Raw genomic sequence first — 15,731 nt, 5'->3', positions numbered from 1 at the left:
GTCTCGCCTGCCCATGGTCCCCCCGGATCGCTGCGCCGTCATCGTCGCAGGCACCCCTGACGCTACCCCGCGCCGTCCACCCGGCGACGAGGCGCGAGCAGACCGGTCAGTTGTTGAAGCGGAACTCCACCGCGTAGCGAAGCCAAAGACCATCTGCGAGAACGATCATCTTCATGCCTGAACACACCGTCCGAGCAGCGATCTACCTGCGGATCTCGATGGACCGCGAGATGGACGGCCTCGCGATTGACCGCCAGCGGGCCGACTGCATGGCGATTGCCACCGCGCGCGGATGGTCGCTTGCGAATGAGTACGTCGACCAGTCATTGAGCGCGACCGACAAGACAAAACGACGACCGGCTTACGACCAGTTAGTCGAGGACTTCGCGTTGGGTCGCTTCGACGCAATTATCTGTTGGGATCTCGACAGACTTACTCGGCAGCCTCGCCAGCTCGAAGACTGGATCGACGCGGCCGAGGAACGCGGGCTCCGACTTGTCACAGCGAACGGTGAGGCAGACCTCACCACCGATGGCGGGAGGCTGTTCGCCCGCCTGAAAGCCGCCGTCGCGCGATCTGAAGTCGAGCGGAAGACAGCCCGACAGTCAGCTGCTCAGGCGCAGCGTGCAGCACAGGGGCGAGTGCCTAAGGGAATGCGACCCCTTGGCTACAAGGTGGCAGGAGACATTGTGCCCCGTGAAGCAGCTGCCGTGCGCGCGATGTACGTCGCATTTAACAACGGCACGTCCCTGCGAGCCATTGCGGCGGCTTTGTCGGGCGAAACGGGAGAGCGAGTGCCCACGACGGTGCCCGCGCTCGGAAAAGGTTCTCGGTCGTGCTCTCGGCCATGCCCGCCTACTCGCGGCCGCGGGAAGCTGGTTCGGAACTTAGCTCACGCGCTAACCAGCCACCGTTTCCGTCAGTTGGCCAAGTTCCGACTGGGGCCTGCGACACGTCACTGCTCATCGTCGGACTCCTCTAATTTGTCCGTGACGTTGCGCATGGCCCGATCTGAGTACTGAAGTACGACATCTCCATCGGCAAAGCTGGCAACACGACGGTCGAATCGCTCGCCATGCTTTACCTCGCGCCCACCGAAATAGTCGCCTGACTTCGTTCGCCAGACGAAGGTTTCAGACATTCCATACTGATAGATCTTCAGCAGCTGGGGCACGCCCCCGACTGTGCGCTCACTGGCATCTTCGATGACGTCCTGCACCACTTCAAGCGGCTCCCAGTTGAGGTTGGCCTTCTTCGCCTGTTCCGCTGAGTCCGGCTGACCGCGCAGAGGACGCGATGAGCCACGCTCCTCGAGAAGCTTCTGAAGGCGGATCTTGGCGGAATCGCGTGCGTCGCCCGCGAAATAGACGCCGTAGGGAACCGACTCTTCTAAGTCTCGGATCGTATGCATCCGCAGCACTCCTGTGGAGTCGTAACTGTAGGAGTACGCCTCAAATTGCAGCCGACGCCACGACCACCCGAAGAGAACGACATCGAGCACAGGAACATCAGGCTGATCTTGCCCCGTTGGGAGGTCGCTGACATCACGGCGGCTGTCCGCGTACGCGTCGCGGAGCTTCCGTGCCAGATAGCGAATGTCCGTTCGCCCTGCCTCGTTGCCGTCTAGCAGGAGGCACGCATTCATCGCTTGAAGTAGGAATGCGTAGGCCGTTGTGGCATCACCTGACATAGCGATAGCGGTCGCAGGTCTGGGTAGCGGAACGAGCTTCGGGCAACGATCCCAGGATTCCCCTCCGCTGAGTCGGGAGTCGCTGACTGCCACCAGTTCGCTGAGGGTTGCGTTACGTCGAACCCAAAGCGCGACCAGCGTCACTTCGACCCGCCAGATGTGCTTCCGATACGGAACTCCACGACGTCACCTTCGATTGATTGAGGTCGGTTCGGACTGGTGGGAAGCGGGAAGCGGGATAGCACTCTTGACGCCAACTCCTGTGTGCGGCGTTCAATGTCGGAACTTGTCCAGGAGTCGCGTGTTGCCAGCTCGGCATTCAGTGAAAGTCCGTTGCGATAACCGATCTGGCGTCCCTTTGAATCCTGACGGTCGCGCTTCTCCACGAAGGATTTGTTGCCCAGGTTGCTGTTATACGCCGTGACTGTCAGATTGCCGAGCCGGTGCTTGTGTTCCTCCTGAACCTGGGCAGCCACTTCCGCACCCCCGAGCATCTCCACCCATGCGTGAGGAAGATTCTCGCCTTGCGGGAGAATGTGCTCGATCGTCCAAACGAAGTGGTTCTTCTCCTGACGCCACAGATCGACCCTCGTCTCCTTGGTCATCTCGTCTTCGGCAAGTGTGGTCAAGGCAAACCTCGCGACGTCAGTGCTCTCGTCATAGATGCGGCCCAGAAGCCGCGCACGGAACTCGTCGTCGGATGCCGAGACTGTCGTCAATTTCTCGGCGACGACCCCGTAGACGTCTTCACCACGAACCGCGTCAATAGCGCCGATGGTCGTCATGAAGAGCTTTGCCAGCGCGTACGTGGGCGGATAGCCCGTCAGATTACGACGGACGAAGAAACTCGTGAGGAGTTCGGTAATCGCCTCAAGGTCGGCGTCGCGGAGCTTCAGATCATCCTGCTTCGCCATCAGCCACATCAGGAGGACGTAGGACGGAGCGCCTTGGGCTCGCATGAGCCTCTGGAATGCGCGGTCGAGCGCCGTCGGCTGGTCGAGCTCGACAACACAGTTGATGCGGCCGTAGACCCTGCTCGCGTCTACAAGGGCATCGGCGACCTTCTTCAAGTCCTGTTCGAGGAGCTTCTCGTAAATTCGGATCAGGTTGGATTTCGTGGCAACAGAAGCGTTGGGCACGTCGGGCAGCTCTGATTTGAAGGCGTTGTAGTAGTGCCGCAGGAACCGCTCCTGGGTGGAGTACGTGTCCCCGAGGCTCGTCAACATGTCGTTCCAGTGCCTGAACGCCTGGTCGACATTCATGATCTTCTTCTTTTCGGACTCGGCGAGCAGGTGGTTCTTGATCAGGTCCACCGGCGAAAGGGGCATGCCGCGGTTGTTCAGCGATTCGAAGAGAACGAAGGCGTCCGAATGGCTGGCGACTTCGATTTTCACGATGACCGCCTTCAATGCCGCCTCGTGGACGCGAAGCGCGGCCTCTGTCTCTGCGAGACCCTCCGTGTCGGCGAGCTTGAGTATGGCGGAGCGGAAGTACTGGTAGCACTTCGCGATCCGTCGACTTGGGAAGTACGGCTTCCACTCGCCTTCGACTGGCAGCCCGGCCTCCTCGAGAACCTTGAGGTAGTCGAAAAGGTTCAGGCCCTGCTTCTGGGGCGTGACCCTCGGCTGTCCGTCGCTCTTGCGCACCAGCTGGCGCCCGAGATTGGTGACGTCCGTCCGGGTGTCGTCGTCGAGGCTATCGCTGTGCTCCTTAAGTACTGAGTGCACGGCGGCCAAGAGGAGCGTCAGCGTCGTGAGGCGTTGTTGACCATCGACCACCTGAAGGATGTTGCCCTCAAGCGCGTCAGTGGTCTGGTCGAGCGTGATGATGGTGCCCAAGAAGTGTGCGCCGTCAGCGTCGATCAGGTCCTCGAAGAGATCCTCCCACTGAGCTTTGTGCCATGAGTACTCACGCTGGTACGGCGGGATCTTGTAGAGGACGTTGCCCTCATGGCTGAAGAGCGTGTGCACCGGGTGCTGGTTGGCCGACTTGATCATCCCCTTGGCACCTTCACTTCGCTCCAGCAGATGTTGATCCGATTCGGAACTCCACCACGTCGCCGTCCTGCATGACGTATTCCTTGCCCTCGATGCGGGCCTTGCCGGCCGAGCGCGCCTCCGCGATGGAGCCGGTCTCGACGAGGTCGTCGTACGAGATGACCTCGGCCTTGATGAAGCCCTTCTCGAAGTCGGTGTGGATCACGCCGGCGGCCTGCGGGGCCTTCCAGCCCTTGCCGATCGTCCAGGCGCGCGTCTCCTTCGGGCCGGCCGTCAGGTAGGTCTGCAGCCCCAGCGTCTCGAACCCGATGCGGGCGAGCTGGTCAAGACCGGATTCGTCCTGCCCGAGCGACGCGAGCAGCTCGGCGGCGTCATCGTCGTCGAGGCCGATCAGCTCGGACTCGACCTGCGCGTCGAGGAAGATCGCCTCGGCCGGCGACACGAGCGCCTGCAGCTCGGCCTTGCGGGCCTCGTCCGTCAGCACGGCCTCGTCGACGTTGAAGACGTAGATGAAGGGCTTCGCGGTGAGCAGCCCCAGCTCGCGGATCGGCTCGAGGTCGATGCTCGTCGACGAGAGCGCCTCGCCCCGCTGGAGGGCGTCGCGGGCGGCCACGGCGGTCTCGTGCACGACCGGCTCGACGCGCTTGAGCCGCAGCTCCTTCTCGTACCGCACGAGCGCCTTCTCGACCGTCTCGAGGTCGGCGAGGATCAGCTCGGTGTTGATCGTGCCCATGTCGCTCTCGGGGTCGACCTTGCCGTCGACGTGCACGACGTCGGGGTCGTCGAATCCGCGGACGACCTCGGCGATGGCGTCGGCCTCGCGGATGTTCGCCAGGAACTTGTTGCCGAGCCCCTCGCCCTCGCTCGCGCCCTTGACGATGCCGGCGATGTCGACGAACGACACCGGCGCGGGCAGGATCTTCTCGCTGCCGAAGATGCCGGCGAGCACCTGGAGGCGCGGGTCGGGCAGGCTGACGATGCCGACGTTCGGCTCGATGGTCGCGAACGGGTAGTTCGCCGCCAGCACCTGGTTCTTGGTCAGGGCGTTGAACAGGGTGGACTTGCCGACATTGGGCAGTCCGACGATCGCGATAGTGAGAGCCACGAGGGTCAAGCGTACCGGGCGTGCCGCGGCACCGGGGCGGAGCGGGACCCGAGGAGGCGCGGGTCGCCCTCCGCCCGGCCCTGTGGAGGGAGTGTCGGAGGCGCGTGAGACCATGAGTCAATGCCCATCGACTTCACCGCGATCGACTTCGAGACCGCGAACTCGAGCAGCGCCAGCGCCTGCTCCGTCGGCCTCGTCAAGGTCCGCGACGGCGTCGTCGTCGACAAGGTCGGGTGGCTGATCCAGCCGCCCGCGGGCCATGACGAGTTCTCGGAGTGGAACACGCGCATCCACGGGATCGTCGCCTCCGACGTCGTCGGCGCGTTCGGCTGGGCCGAGCAGTTCGACCTGATCGCCGACTTCGCCGGCGACGACGTCTTCGTCGCCCACAACGCCGGTTTCGACATGGGGGTCATCAAGTCGGCGTGCGCGGCGACGGGGCTCACTCCCCCGCCCTGGTCGTACCTCTGCAGTCTGCAGGTCGCCCGCAAGACGTACGCCCTCGACTCGTACCGACTCCCTCTGGCGGCCGCGGCCGCCGGTTTCACCGGCTTCTCGCACCACGACGCCCTGGCCGACGCCGAGGCCTGCGCCGCGATCGTCTCGCACGCCGCGCTCTTCCACGGCGCCGACGACCTCGCCGAGCTCGCGTCGATCGCGTCGGTCAAGGTCAAGGTGCTGAAGCCCGCTCCCCTGCCCGAGTCTCCCGAGGGCGCCGAGCCGGTCAAGCGCCGCCTCCGGGTCTTCTTCACCTGACCCGGTCCGTCGCCGACGGGCGGTGTCGGTGGCCGCTGCCACACTGCTCGACATGGTCTCCTCGCTCGTCGCCTTCCTCCTCGCCCTGACCGCGCTCGTCGTCGGAGCCCTCGTGGGCGCCCTCGCCGGTCGTTCCCGCAGCGCCGCCGCGACGGGTCGTCTCGCCGCCGAGGCGGCCGCGGCCCGAGCGACCGCGGACTCCTACCAGGAGCGCCTCCACGAGCAGGATCAGCAGTACCGTCGGCAGATCGCGGGGCAGGAGGCGCGGCTCACCGAGTTCCAGGATCGCCTCCGTGACATCCGCATCACCGAGGCCGAGCGCACCCGCTCCGAGGGGCATGTGCTGACGGCCCTCAGCCCCGTCGCCCAGAGTCTCGCCGCCGTGCAGAAGAAGGTCGCCGAACTGGAAGAGCAGCGCACCCATCAGTACGGCGCCTTGAGCGAGCAGCTCCGCAGCGCCGCCGCGTCGGAGGAGCGCCTGCGCAGCACGGCCGAGAGTCTCGCCTCCGCCCTGAAGTCGAACAGCACCCGAGGCGTCTGGGGCGAGACGCAGCTGCGCAACGTGGTGCAGGCGGCCGGCCTCGTCGAGAGGGTCGACTTCGACGTGCAGACGAGCATCCACTCCGACGCGGGGTCCGGTCGCCCCGACATGGTGGTGCACCTCCCCGGCGGCAAGAACATCGCCGTCGACGCGAAGGTGCCCTTCACCGCCTACCTCGAGGCGAGCGCGATCCCGGCCACGGCCGGCGGCGAGGAGGGGGCGCGACGCGAGACCCTGCTGCTCCAGCACGTGAAGGCCCTGCGGGCGCACGTCGACGCGCTCGCGTCGAAGAGCTACTGGGCCGGGCTCGAGTCGTCACCCGAGCTGGTCATCGCCTTCATCCCGAGCGAGTCCCTCGTGGCCTCGGCCCTCGAGGCCGACCCGTCGATCATGGATTACGCCTTCCAGAAGCGGGTCGCCCTGGCTTCCCCGGTGACACTCTGGTCCGTGCTCAAGACCATCGCGTTCAGCTGGCAGCAGGACGTCGTGACCGCCGAGGCGAAGTCGCTGTTCGATCTCAGCCGCGAGCTGTACGGCCGCTTGTCGACGATGGCCGGCCACGTCGACAAGCTCGGCCGGTCACTGCGGGGATCCGTGTCCGACTACAACCGCTTCGTGGGCTCGCTCGAGCGGACGGTGCTTCCGTCCGCCCGACGCCTGAGCATGCTCGACGAGACGAAGGTCCTGGCCGCGCCCGCGACCATCGAAGAGACGCCCCGCGACCTGACGGCCGCCGAACTGACAGCCGCCCTCGACGCCGATCGGGAACGACACGGCGCGAGGGCGGATATCGGGATGCAGCGAGAAGGCTAGGCGGTCTCTCCGTACCACTTCGACACGAGGTGGTCGGCCTCGACACGGCGGATCGTGCCCGAGTGCGATCGGAGCACGATGCTCGAGGTGCGGATCATGCCCTGCTTGCGCGTCACACCGGCGACGAGAGCGCCGTCGGTGACGCCGGTCGCGACGAAGTAGGCGTTGTCACCGGTGACCAGGTCGTCCTGGTCGAGAACGCGATCGAGGTCGTGCCCGGCGTCGAGGGCCTTCTGCCGCTCGGCGTCGTCCTTCGGAGCGAGTCGGGCGAGGATGAGACCGTCGAGCGCCTTGACCGCGCACGCGGTGATGATCCCCTCGGGGGTGCCGCCGACGCCGACGCACATGTCGATGCGCGAGTCGGGTCGAGCGGCGTTGATGCCGCCGGCGACATCCCCGTCGAGCAGCAGGCGGGTGGAGGCGCCGACGGCGCGGATCTCCGCGATCAGGTCGGCGTGACGGGGGCGGTCCAGGACGGCGATCTGCATGTCCTCGACGGCGATGCCCTTCGCGGCGGCGAGCGCCACGATGTTCTCGCCGATGGGCCGGTCGAGGTCGATGATGCCGCGACCCTCGGGGCCGGTCACGATCTTGTCCATGTAGAAGACGGCGCTCGGGTCGTACATGCTGCCGCGGTCGCTGACGGCGATGACCGACAGCGCGTTCATCCGGCCGGCCGCCGTGAGGCTCGTCCCGTCGATGGGGTCGACGGCGATGTCGCAGGCCGGCCCGAAGCCGTTGCCGACGTGCTCGCCGTTGAAGAGCATCGGCGCCTCGTCCTTCTCGCCCTCGCCGATGACGACGACGCCGTCGAAGGCGACCGTGCCGAGGAACTTGCGCATGGCGTCGACGGCGGCCTTGTCGGCCGCGTTCTTGTCGCCTTTGCCGATGAAGGGCGCCGAGCGGATGGCCGCCGCCTCCGTCGCCCGAACCAGCTCCATTCCGAGGTTGCGATCGGGGTGCGAGTACAGGGTTCCGGAGGGTGAGTCAGCCATCCCTGAAGCATAGTCCGGCGTCGCCGGGACGTGACGACGTGCGATATGTTCGTGGATCGTATGCAGAACACGTGTTCTACCGAAAGGCCCTCATGCAGCTCTCCCGTCGGCGACCCGCCGCGATCCTCGCCGCCGTCCTCAGCGCCGTCGCGGTCCTGGCCGGCGTTCCGTCGGCCTCCGCGTCCACGATCGCCCCGACCCTGAACGACGTCGAGATCGCTGTCCGGGTCACGAGCGACGGTCTCGGTCGCTTCACCGACCACGATCGCCCCGGCGGTGACAGCGGCCCCTCCAACGGGATCGTGCGGACGGGCGACGCCGTGGTCTACGGCGTCACGGTGGGCACGTCCCGCGGGACGGCGACCGGCGGCGAGTTCACCCTCACCGCGCCTCCCGGGCTCTCCTGGACGCGGCTGCCCTCGGAGTGCGCTCCCGACGGATCGACGATCACGGGCGATCAGCTGCGCTGCCGCCTCGGCACGTTGACGAGCGGCGCCCGGACGATCAGCGTCGCCGCCTCGGTCGCCGTGGCGCTCCCCCACGAGGCGATGCTGGCGGTCTCGGCCCAGGCGCGGGCCGAGGGCAACGAGCCCGTCGAGGCGCTCTCGCCCGCGGTGCGGGTCTCGGCCGTCCCCCGCTACGACGTCTCGATGGATCGGGCCCTCCCCGTGCTCGGCGCCGCCACCGGCCCGGACGGCGTGACGCCGGGCTTCCGGCTCGTCTACCCGCTGCTGGTGCACTGGAACGGCCTCGTCGACGGAGGGGGCCTCCTGGGCGCCGAGCCGCTCGGTGACCGCATGACCCTGGTCGACGACGTCTCGGCGATGTACGGCGGCGATGCGAGCCCCGCCGTCCTGTCTCCCCTCGACGGAGCTCCGGCCTGCGGTCCGAACTCCGGGCAGATCGAGTCGATGCCCGGGGGCTCCGGTGGCGGCACGCACGCCGTGGTCGACTCGGGCATCGTGACCTGCACCCAGACGGCTCCTGGCGAGCCCGTGACGATCGAGATCACCGGCGCGGACACCTCGATGTCGTCCGTCCCGACCAAGAGCGTCACCGGAGGGGACATCCTCGGAGGCGCGCTGCCGTACGTCGTGTCGGCCTACGTCTCGCTGTGGGTGCCCGAGCAGGGCGAGGCGGGGGCGTTCCGGGCGACCAACGCATACCGGGACTTCGTCGCCGAGTCGGTGAGCGGCCGGGACAACTACGACGGCGCGGGCGAACCGGTCGAGAACAACACGATCTCCCGCGATGTGGCGAGAGGCGCCGGGGCCGGCGGCTCGCTGCGCTACCTCGGCATCGACGCCGAGACGGGCGCGTCGTTCGATCTCTCGGGCAAGAACAACCTGCCGTACGTGACTCCCGCGCAGCCGGTGATGAGCATGCTCGGCGTCCGCAACTCGGGCACCGCGCCGTGGGATTCCGCGATCTCGTGCATCGTGTTCGACAACTCGATGCAGACGATCCGCGAGCACCCGTCCGGCGTGTGGGCCACCTCGACGAACACCGCGTTGACCGGTCGGCCGGAGTTCGCGGCGTTCGACGGATCGGATCCGTCGACGGCCCGCGACGCCCGGTGCGGCGACGACGACCTCGACTGGCAGGCTGACCCGCGATCGGTGACGGGCGGCGCGGACGCCGTGGGGGCCGTGCGGTGGACGTACGACCACCCGGCCACGTCGTCGATCACCTTCGGCGCGCATGTGCGCATCGCGCCCCGTCTCGAGAACGGCACGCGCCCCCGCACCTTCGCAGCGATCCGCACGTCGCCGACGGCCGCCTGGACGCACGACGTCGGAGACGCCGACTCGGCCAACGGCGGATGGGCGGACTTCCTCACCGTGACGAGCAACATGGCCCGCATCCGCGCCGCCGTCGTCGACGCCGGACACGACGCCGACAGCACACCCGACGAGACGACCTACGTCACCTCCGGGGGCACGGCGACCTACGCCCTGCATCCGAGCCTGACCAACGCCTCCGACGACCGAGTCGACGAAGCGCTCACCATCGAGGCCCGGCTGCCCGCGGGGACCTCCTACGTGCCCGGAAGCGCCTCGCGAGAGCCCGAGGTCGACGACGTCGTGATCGGCGGCGTCGTCCGCCAACGACTCGTCTGGCGCCTCGCACCCGTGTCCGTCAACGACGCCGTCGACCCCCTCACCTTCGACGTCCGCTTCGACACCGTGCCCCCAGGGGCCGAAGCACGACTCGAAGCGATCGTCGGATCGACCCGCGACGTCTCGGCCGAGTCGGCACGCGTCGCGCATCGCACCGTGACCGTCCTCGAGGGCGGCGGATTCGACGCCGAGGAGACCGTCGATCGGCCGGTCCGCGTGATCGGAGACGACGCGACCTACACCCTGACCTACCGCAACACCGGCAGCACGACGCTGCCGGGAAGCGCGCTCGTCACGGTCCTGCCGTACGACGGCGACGAGCGAGGCACCACGGGCGGCCGGGCCGTCGCCGTCCACGAGCTCACCGCCCACACGACGACGGACGACATCCGCTACACGTCCGCCGCCTCGGAGGACGTGTCCGACGACCCCGTCCACCCGTCGAACCTCGCAGGCGGAGAGACGGCCTGGTGCCCGGCCGGCGAGTTCGGCGTCGACGGCTGCCCCGACAGCCTGAGCGACGTCACGGCGATCCGGGTCGACCGCAGCGAACCGATCGCGCCCGGGGCGGAGGTCAGCCACGAGTTGACGATCGACGGCGCCGCCGCCGGTCTCGAGACCTGGGCGTCGACCTTCGGCCTCCGCGTGACCGGCATCGACTGGACGGCGACGTCCACCGTCGCCACGACCACGGGCGTGGCCGGTTCGATCGGCCGTCACGTCTGGCTCGACACCGACCGCGACGGCACGCGCGGCGACGATGAACCCGCCGCCGCCGGGCATCGGGTGGCACTCCACGGCGTCGACGATCGGGGTGCGGACGTGACGCGGACGACCGAGACCGGAGTCGACGGCCAGTACCGGTTCGAGGGTCTGCGACCGGGCGACTACGTCATCGACTTCGGCCGCGCGCCGCAGGGATGGACCCTCCGCGACGTCGGCGACGACGAGCGCGACTCCGACGTCGACGACGAGGGGGTCGCTCGGGCGGGACTCGAGACCGTGGTCGGATCCCGTGGACTGACGGGGGTGACGCGGCATGAGCACCTCGATGCCGGGATGCTGTCCGAGGCGGTCGTGGGCGGCCCGGGCGGCGACGACGGCCGTGACGACGGGGCCGATGCGGGCGACTCCACGGGCTCCGGCGGCTCCGATCGTCCGAGCGACGGAGCGGTCGGAGCCGGTGACGACTCGTCCGACGGCCGTCCCGCCTCGCCCGCCGCCGACCGGCTCGCATTCACCGGTGCACACCTCGTCGGCGCAGCGGTCGCCGGTCTGATGCTCACGACCGCGGGCCTCCTGCTCGTCGCACTCCGGCGCAGACGCTCCCGGGCCACGCCGTGACCAGACGGGCGCCCGTCCCGACGACGGAGACGTCGTCTCCCCCCGGGTCCGACCCGTCGAGCGTCGTCGGAGGCCCGCTGACTAGGGTGGTGGCTGCAGCCACCACCCGCAATCGAAGGAGATGCAATGCCCGTCGCAACCCCTGAGCAGTACGCCGAGATGCTCGACAAGGCCAAGACCAAGGGCTTCGCCTACCCGGCCGTGAACGTGTCGTCGTCGCAGACGATCAACTCCGTTCTGCAGGGTCTCACCGAGGCGGGCAGCGACGGCATCATCCAGGTGACCACGGGAGGCGCGGACTACTTCGCCGGTCACACCGTCAAGAACCGCGCGGCCGGCGCCATCGCCTTCGCCAGGTTCGCCACCGAGGTGGCCAAGAACTACCCGATCACGGTCGCCCTCCACACCGACCACTGCCCGAAGGACGCCCTCGACGGTTTCGTCCTGCCCCTCATCGCCGCCAGCGAGGAGGAGGTGCGCGCCGGTCGCAACCCGCTGTTCCAGTCCCACATGTGGGACGGCTCGGCCGTGCCGCTCGACGAGAACATCTCGATCGCAGAAGACATGCTGAAGCGCACCCGGGCGATCAACGCCATCCTCGAGGTCGAGATCGGCGTCGTCGGCGGCGAAGAGGACGGCGTCGAGCACGAGGGCACGAACGACGCCCTCTACACGACCGTCGGCGACGTCACCCGCGTGGTCGAGGCGCTCGGTCTCGGCGAGAACGGTCGCTACATCGCCGCGCTGACGTTCGGCAACGTCCACGGCGTCTACAAGCCCGGCAACGTCAAGCTGCGTCCCGAGCTCCTCGGCGAGATCCAGCAGGGCATCCGCGAGCGCTTCGACACGGCCGAGAAGCCGCTCGAACTCGTCTTCCACGGCGGCTCGGGCTCATCCGACGCCGAGATCCGCGAGGCCGTGGCCAACGGCGTCGTCAAGATGAACCTCGACACCGACACCCAGTACGCGTTCAGCCGGTCGATCGCCGACACCGTGCTGAGGAACTACGACGGCTTCATCAAGGCCGACGGCGAGGTCGGCAACAAAAAGCAGTACGACCCCCGCGCCTGGGGCAAGGTCGCCGAGTCCGCGATGGCGAAGCGGGTCGTCGAGGCGACCCGGCAGCTCGGCTCGTACGGTCAGTCGGGGAGCTGACCCGCGCCTCCTCGGCTCGGTCCGACCATGACGAAGGGCCCCGCAGCATCGGCTGCGGGGCCCTTCTCGTCGCTCAGAGCGAGGGACCCGACTCGATAATCGACTGGACGAAGCCCGCGTCGCCGAAGAGCACTCCGAGCACGAGGACCATCTGCACGATCGACATCACGACCCCGATCGACAGCGGGACCCAGAACGTCACCTTCCGGGCCGCCAGCCGGCGGAGGCTCCAGATCAACGTCACCGCGAACGCGGCGACCGTCGACACGGCGATGATGACGCCGACCCGCTGGAGGGCGTCCTGGCTCGTGAACTCGTCGGTCGAGTAGCCCGCGCCGCTCATGGCCGAGAGCAGCGCCGACGAGAACGACGACGCCATGACCACGTTGGACACCACGCTGTAGAGGCCGATGCCGAGAAGCACGAACGTCGCGACCCGGTCGAATCGGCGTCCGCCGGTCAAGTCGTTCACCGCAGGACGAGGAGGCGCGCCCCAGGTCCCCGCAGCGGGCGCGTCGGAACGGACTACCGGCGAGGGACCCTGCTGTGCCGTGCTCGGGGCGGACGACTCCGTGCTCGACTCGACCGGGGCGACCGGGTTCACCCAGCCCTCCGGCGCGTACTCGCCGTAGCGGGGGCGCGGACGCTCGTCGCGGGCGGCGGCGGGCACGTCGTGGCGATCGTCGGTCATCGGGTCCGACCGCCGAGCCCGCGGGCGTCGACCTGGCCGCTGGAGTCCTTGCGCAGCTCCTTGGGGAGCGAGAACATGAGGTCCTCTTCGGCCGTCACGACCTCGGCGACGTCGAGGTAGCCCGCGTCGGCCAGATCGTCGAGGACCTCCTTCACGAGGACCTCGGGCACGGAGGCGCCGGAGGTCACGCCGACGGTCTCGACGCCGTCGAGCCACTCCTGCCGGATCTCGGACGAGAAGTCGACGCGATAGGCGGCCTTGGCCCCGTGCTCGAGGGCGACCTCGACCAGTCGGACGCTGTTCGAGCTGTTGGCGGAGCCGACCACGATGACCAGGTCGGCCTCGGGGGCGACCTTCTTGATGGCCACCTGACGGTTCTGCGTGGCGTAGCAGATGTCGTCGCTCGGGGGGTTCTGGATGCTCGGGAAGCGCTCGCGCAGACGCCGCACGGTCTCCATGGTCTCGTCGACGCTCAGGGTCGTCTGCGACAGCCAGACGAGGTTCTCGGGGTCGTCGATGACGAGATCGTCGACCTCGCCGGGGTTCTGCACGAGGGTCGTGCGGTCGAGCGCGTGACCCATGGTGCCCTCGACCTCCTCGTGACCCTCGTGGCCGATGAGGATGATGTGCCGCCCCTGGCTGCCGAAGCGGACCGCCTCGCGGTGCACCTTCGTCACGAGCGGACAGGTGGCGTCGATCGCCTGGAGCTGCCGATCGGCGGCTCCCTGCACGACGGCCGGCGAGACACCGTGGGCGCTGAAGACGATGTGGGAGCCCTCGGGGACCTCGTCGACCTCGTCGACGAAGATCGCGCCCTGGCTCTCGAGGGTCGCGACGACGTGGACGTTGTGCACGATCTGCTTGCGCACGTAGACGGGCGCGCCGTAGTGCTCCAACGCCTTCTCGACGGCGATCACCGCTCGGTCGACGCCCGCGCAGTAGCCGCGGGGTGCCGCGAGCAGCACGCGCTTGTGTCCGGTGACAGGGGTATCCCTTAGCCTGTTACGCACCGCAGGAACACGCGGTGTCGGCAGGTCGATGGCAAGGGCGCCGTTGGTGATATGGCTCACCCGACGATTCTAGGTGCGGCGACTGGTCGCGTACTGAGAGCGGCCGGTCGAGTCCCGCCGACGCGGGCGCGAGCGCTCCCGCCCACCCTCACCGAGCATCCTCGACACCGGTCCACCACAGGAGACGAATGACGATCGTGCCCCCGCCGCCCACGGCCGACGCGCCCTGGCCCGTCGGCCTGCTGGCGAGCAAGGTGCGTGACTGGATCGACCGCCTCGGCACGGCCTGGGTCGAGGGCGAGATCACGCAGTGGAACGTCTCGGGGGGCAACGTCTACGGCAAGCTCCGCGATCTCGAACAGGACGCGACGGTCTCGTTCTCGATCTGGTCGAGCGTGAAGTCCCGGGTCCCCGCCGACCTCAAGCAGGGCGATCGCGTCATCGCCGCCGTCAAGCCCAACTACTGGGTCAAGGGCGGCTCGCTCACCATGCAGGTGTTCGACATGCGTCACGTCGGGCTCGGCGACCTCCTCGAACGGCTCGAGCGACTGCGCGTGGCGCTCACCGCCGAAGGGCTGTTCGCGCCCGAGCGCAAGCGGCGCCTGCCGTTCCTGCCCCAGTGCATCGGGCTCGTGACGGGCAGAGACAGCGACGCCGAGAAAGACGTTCTCCGCAACGCGCAGCTGCGGTGGCCGTCGGTCGAGTTCCGCGTGGTGCACGCGGCCGTCCAGGGCGACCGCATGGTCTCCGAGGTGACGACCGCGGTGCAGCAGCTCGACGCCGACCCCGAGGTCGACGTCATCATCGTGGCGCGGGGCGGCGGCGACTTCCAGAACCTGCTCGGCTTCAGCGACGAATCGCTCATCCGCGCCGTGGCCGCGTGCACGACGCCCGTCGTCAGCGCCATCGGTCACGAGGCCGACCGCCCGTTGCTCGACGAGGTCGCCGATCTGCGGGCCTCGACGCCGACCGACGCCGCCAAACGGGTGGTGCCCGACGTCAGCGAAGAGCTGTCGCGCGTGCAGCAGGCCCGGGCCCGCATCGGGCAGCGTCTGACCGCCCTCGTCGCGACCGAGGTCGATCGGCTCGAGCAGATCCGCAGCCGGCCCGTGCTGGCGTCCCCCCAGACCCTCGTCGACGTGCGGGCAGACGAGATCGTCCGCGCGGTCGCCCGGGGCGAAGAGCTCGTCTTCCGGGCGATCGAACGCGCCGACACGCGCGTCGCCGAGCTCACCGCCGGGCTCAGGGCGCTGTCGCCCCAGGGCACCCTCCGTCGCGGATACGCCATCGTCCAGGTGCCGGGGGGCGGCGTCCTCCACGACCCCGCCGAGGCACCCTCCGACACCGAGCTGACGCTCACCGTCGCCGGGGGCAGCCTCACCGCGGTGTCCGGCGGCCCGCGCGGAGGCCCTCTCGACGACCGTCCCTCCCCAGGAGGCACGGGGTCGTCCCGCACGACGGCCGCCGGTCGCTCGCAGCCCACCTCGGCAACCCCTCGTTAGGATCGACATCGT

At 68.3% G+C, this 15,731-nt stretch carries 12 protein-coding genes; 6 read left to right on the top strand and 6 right to left on the bottom strand.

The features are described from left to right. Positions 1-173: 173 nt before the first annotated feature. Positions 174-1,022, top strand: coding sequence for a recombinase family protein (locus ASF17_RS15155; RefSeq protein ID WP_082474951.1), 849 nt, complete (start codon positions 174-176; stop codon positions 1,020-1,022). On the opposite strand, the gene ASF17_RS15435 is transcribed toward ASF17_RS15155, so the two are convergent. Genes ASF17_RS15435 through ychF form a run of 3 tightly spaced genes read right to left on the bottom strand, consistent with a single transcriptional unit; the run spans position 956 to position 4,792 of the window. Continuing rightward, a complete protein-coding gene (locus tag ASF17_RS15435; protein WP_156357243.1) occupies positions 956-1,834 on the bottom strand; it encodes a hypothetical protein in 879 nt (292 codons plus the stop codon). The two genes, ASF17_RS15155 and ASF17_RS15435, sit on opposite strands and share 67 nt — an antisense overlap. Further along, positions 1,831-3,687, bottom strand: coding sequence for a DUF262 domain-containing protein (locus ASF17_RS01065; protein ID WP_082474950.1), 1,857 nt, complete (start codon positions 3,685-3,687; stop codon positions 1,831-1,833). The genes ASF17_RS15435 and ASF17_RS01065 overlap by 4 nt, the downstream gene beginning before the upstream one ends. Positions 3,688-3,700: 13 nt before the next feature. Further along, positions 3,701-4,792, bottom strand: a complete 1,092-nt coding sequence (ychF, locus tag ASF17_RS01060) for a redox-regulated ATPase YchF (protein ID WP_055794404.1) — start codon at positions 4,790-4,792, stop codon at positions 3,701-3,703. Between the two features lie 120 nt (positions 4,793-4,912). On the opposite strand from ychF, the gene ASF17_RS01055 reads away from it, so the two are divergent. After that, positions 4,913-5,548, top strand: coding sequence for an exonuclease domain-containing protein (locus tag ASF17_RS01055; protein WP_055794402.1), 636 nt, complete (start codon positions 4,913-4,915; stop codon positions 5,546-5,548). A gap of 52 nt (positions 5,549-5,600) precedes the next feature. Further along, positions 5,601-6,902 (top strand): DNA recombination protein RmuC, encoded by a 1,302-nt coding sequence (locus tag ASF17_RS01050; RefSeq protein WP_055795492.1) that lies wholly within the window; start codon positions 5,601-5,603, stop codon positions 6,900-6,902. Here the strand turns inward: ASF17_RS01050 and glpX are convergent. Beyond that, positions 6,899-7,897, bottom strand: a complete 999-nt coding sequence (glpX, locus tag ASF17_RS01045; RefSeq protein WP_055794400.1) for a class II fructose-bisphosphatase — start codon at positions 7,895-7,897, stop codon at positions 6,899-6,901. The two genes, ASF17_RS01050 and glpX, sit on opposite strands and share 4 nt — an antisense overlap. 71 nt (positions 7,898-7,968) lie before the next feature. Between glpX and ASF17_RS01040 the strand changes: the two genes are divergently transcribed. Continuing rightward, positions 7,969-11,361 (top strand): SdrD B-like domain-containing protein, encoded by a 3,393-nt coding sequence (locus ASF17_RS01040; RefSeq protein ID WP_055794398.1) that lies wholly within the window; start codon positions 7,969-7,971, stop codon positions 11,359-11,361. A gap of 126 nt (positions 11,362-11,487) precedes the next feature. Continuing rightward, positions 11,488-12,516, top strand: a complete 1,029-nt coding sequence (fbaA, locus tag ASF17_RS01035) for a class II fructose-bisphosphate aldolase (RefSeq protein ID WP_055794396.1) — start codon at positions 11,488-11,490, stop codon at positions 12,514-12,516. A 73-nt stretch (positions 12,517-12,589) separates the two neighbouring features. On the opposite strand, the gene ASF17_RS01030 is transcribed toward fbaA, so the two are convergent. Next, positions 12,590-13,207 carry a DUF6264 family protein gene (locus tag ASF17_RS01030; RefSeq protein ID WP_055794394.1) on the bottom strand — a complete coding sequence of 206 codons (618 nt, stop codon included), beginning with the start codon at positions 13,205-13,207 and terminating at the stop codon, positions 12,590-12,592. Then, on the bottom strand, positions 13,204-14,268 hold the full coding sequence (locus ASF17_RS01025; protein WP_235476349.1) for a 4-hydroxy-3-methylbut-2-enyl diphosphate reductase: 1,065 nt from the start codon (positions 14,266-14,268) through the stop codon (positions 13,204-13,206). Before ASF17_RS01025 ends, ASF17_RS01030 begins: the two co-directional genes overlap by 4 nt. Before the next feature lie 137 nt (positions 14,269-14,405). On the opposite strand from ASF17_RS01025, the gene xseA reads away from it, so the two are divergent. Continuing rightward, a complete protein-coding gene (gene xseA, locus ASF17_RS01020; RefSeq protein ID WP_055794390.1) occupies positions 14,406-15,719 on the top strand; it encodes an exodeoxyribonuclease VII large subunit in 1,314 nt (437 codons plus the stop codon). Positions 15,720-15,731 lie beyond the last annotated feature (12 nt).

Origin of the sequence: Frigoribacterium sp. Leaf263, from assembly GCF_001422285.1 — a bacterium.
Taxonomy (GTDB): Bacteria; Actinomycetota; Actinomycetes; order Actinomycetales; family Microbacteriaceae; genus Frigoribacterium.
Note: the sequence above shows the minus strand (reverse complement) of the source record. Positions and strands in the feature narration are given on the sequence as shown.

Coding starts and splice junctions, on each gene's coding strand:
- ASF17_RS15155 (WP_082474951.1), top strand. CDS start 174: ATGCCTGAACACACCGTCCGAGCAGCGATCTACCTGCGGATCTCGATG.
- ASF17_RS01065 (WP_082474950.1), bottom strand. CDS start 3,687: ATGATCAAGTCGGCCAACCAGCACCCGGTGCACACGCTCTTCAGCCAT.
- ASF17_RS01055 (WP_055794402.1), top strand. CDS start 4,913: ATGCCCATCGACTTCACCGCGATCGACTTCGAGACCGCGAACTCGAGC.
- ASF17_RS01050 (WP_055795492.1), top strand. CDS start 5,601: ATGGTCTCCTCGCTCGTCGCCTTCCTCCTCGCCCTGACCGCGCTCGTC.
- glpX (WP_055794400.1), bottom strand. CDS start 7,897: ATGGCTGACTCACCCTCCGGAACCCTGTACTCGCACCCCGATCGCAAC.
- fbaA (WP_055794396.1), top strand. CDS start 11,488: ATGCCCGTCGCAACCCCTGAGCAGTACGCCGAGATGCTCGACAAGGCC.
- ASF17_RS01030 (WP_055794394.1), bottom strand. CDS start 13,207: ATGACCGACGATCGCCACGACGTGCCCGCCGCCGCCCGCGACGAGCGT.
- xseA (WP_055794390.1), top strand. CDS start 14,406: ATGACGATCGTGCCCCCGCCGCCCACGGCCGACGCGCCCTGGCCCGTC.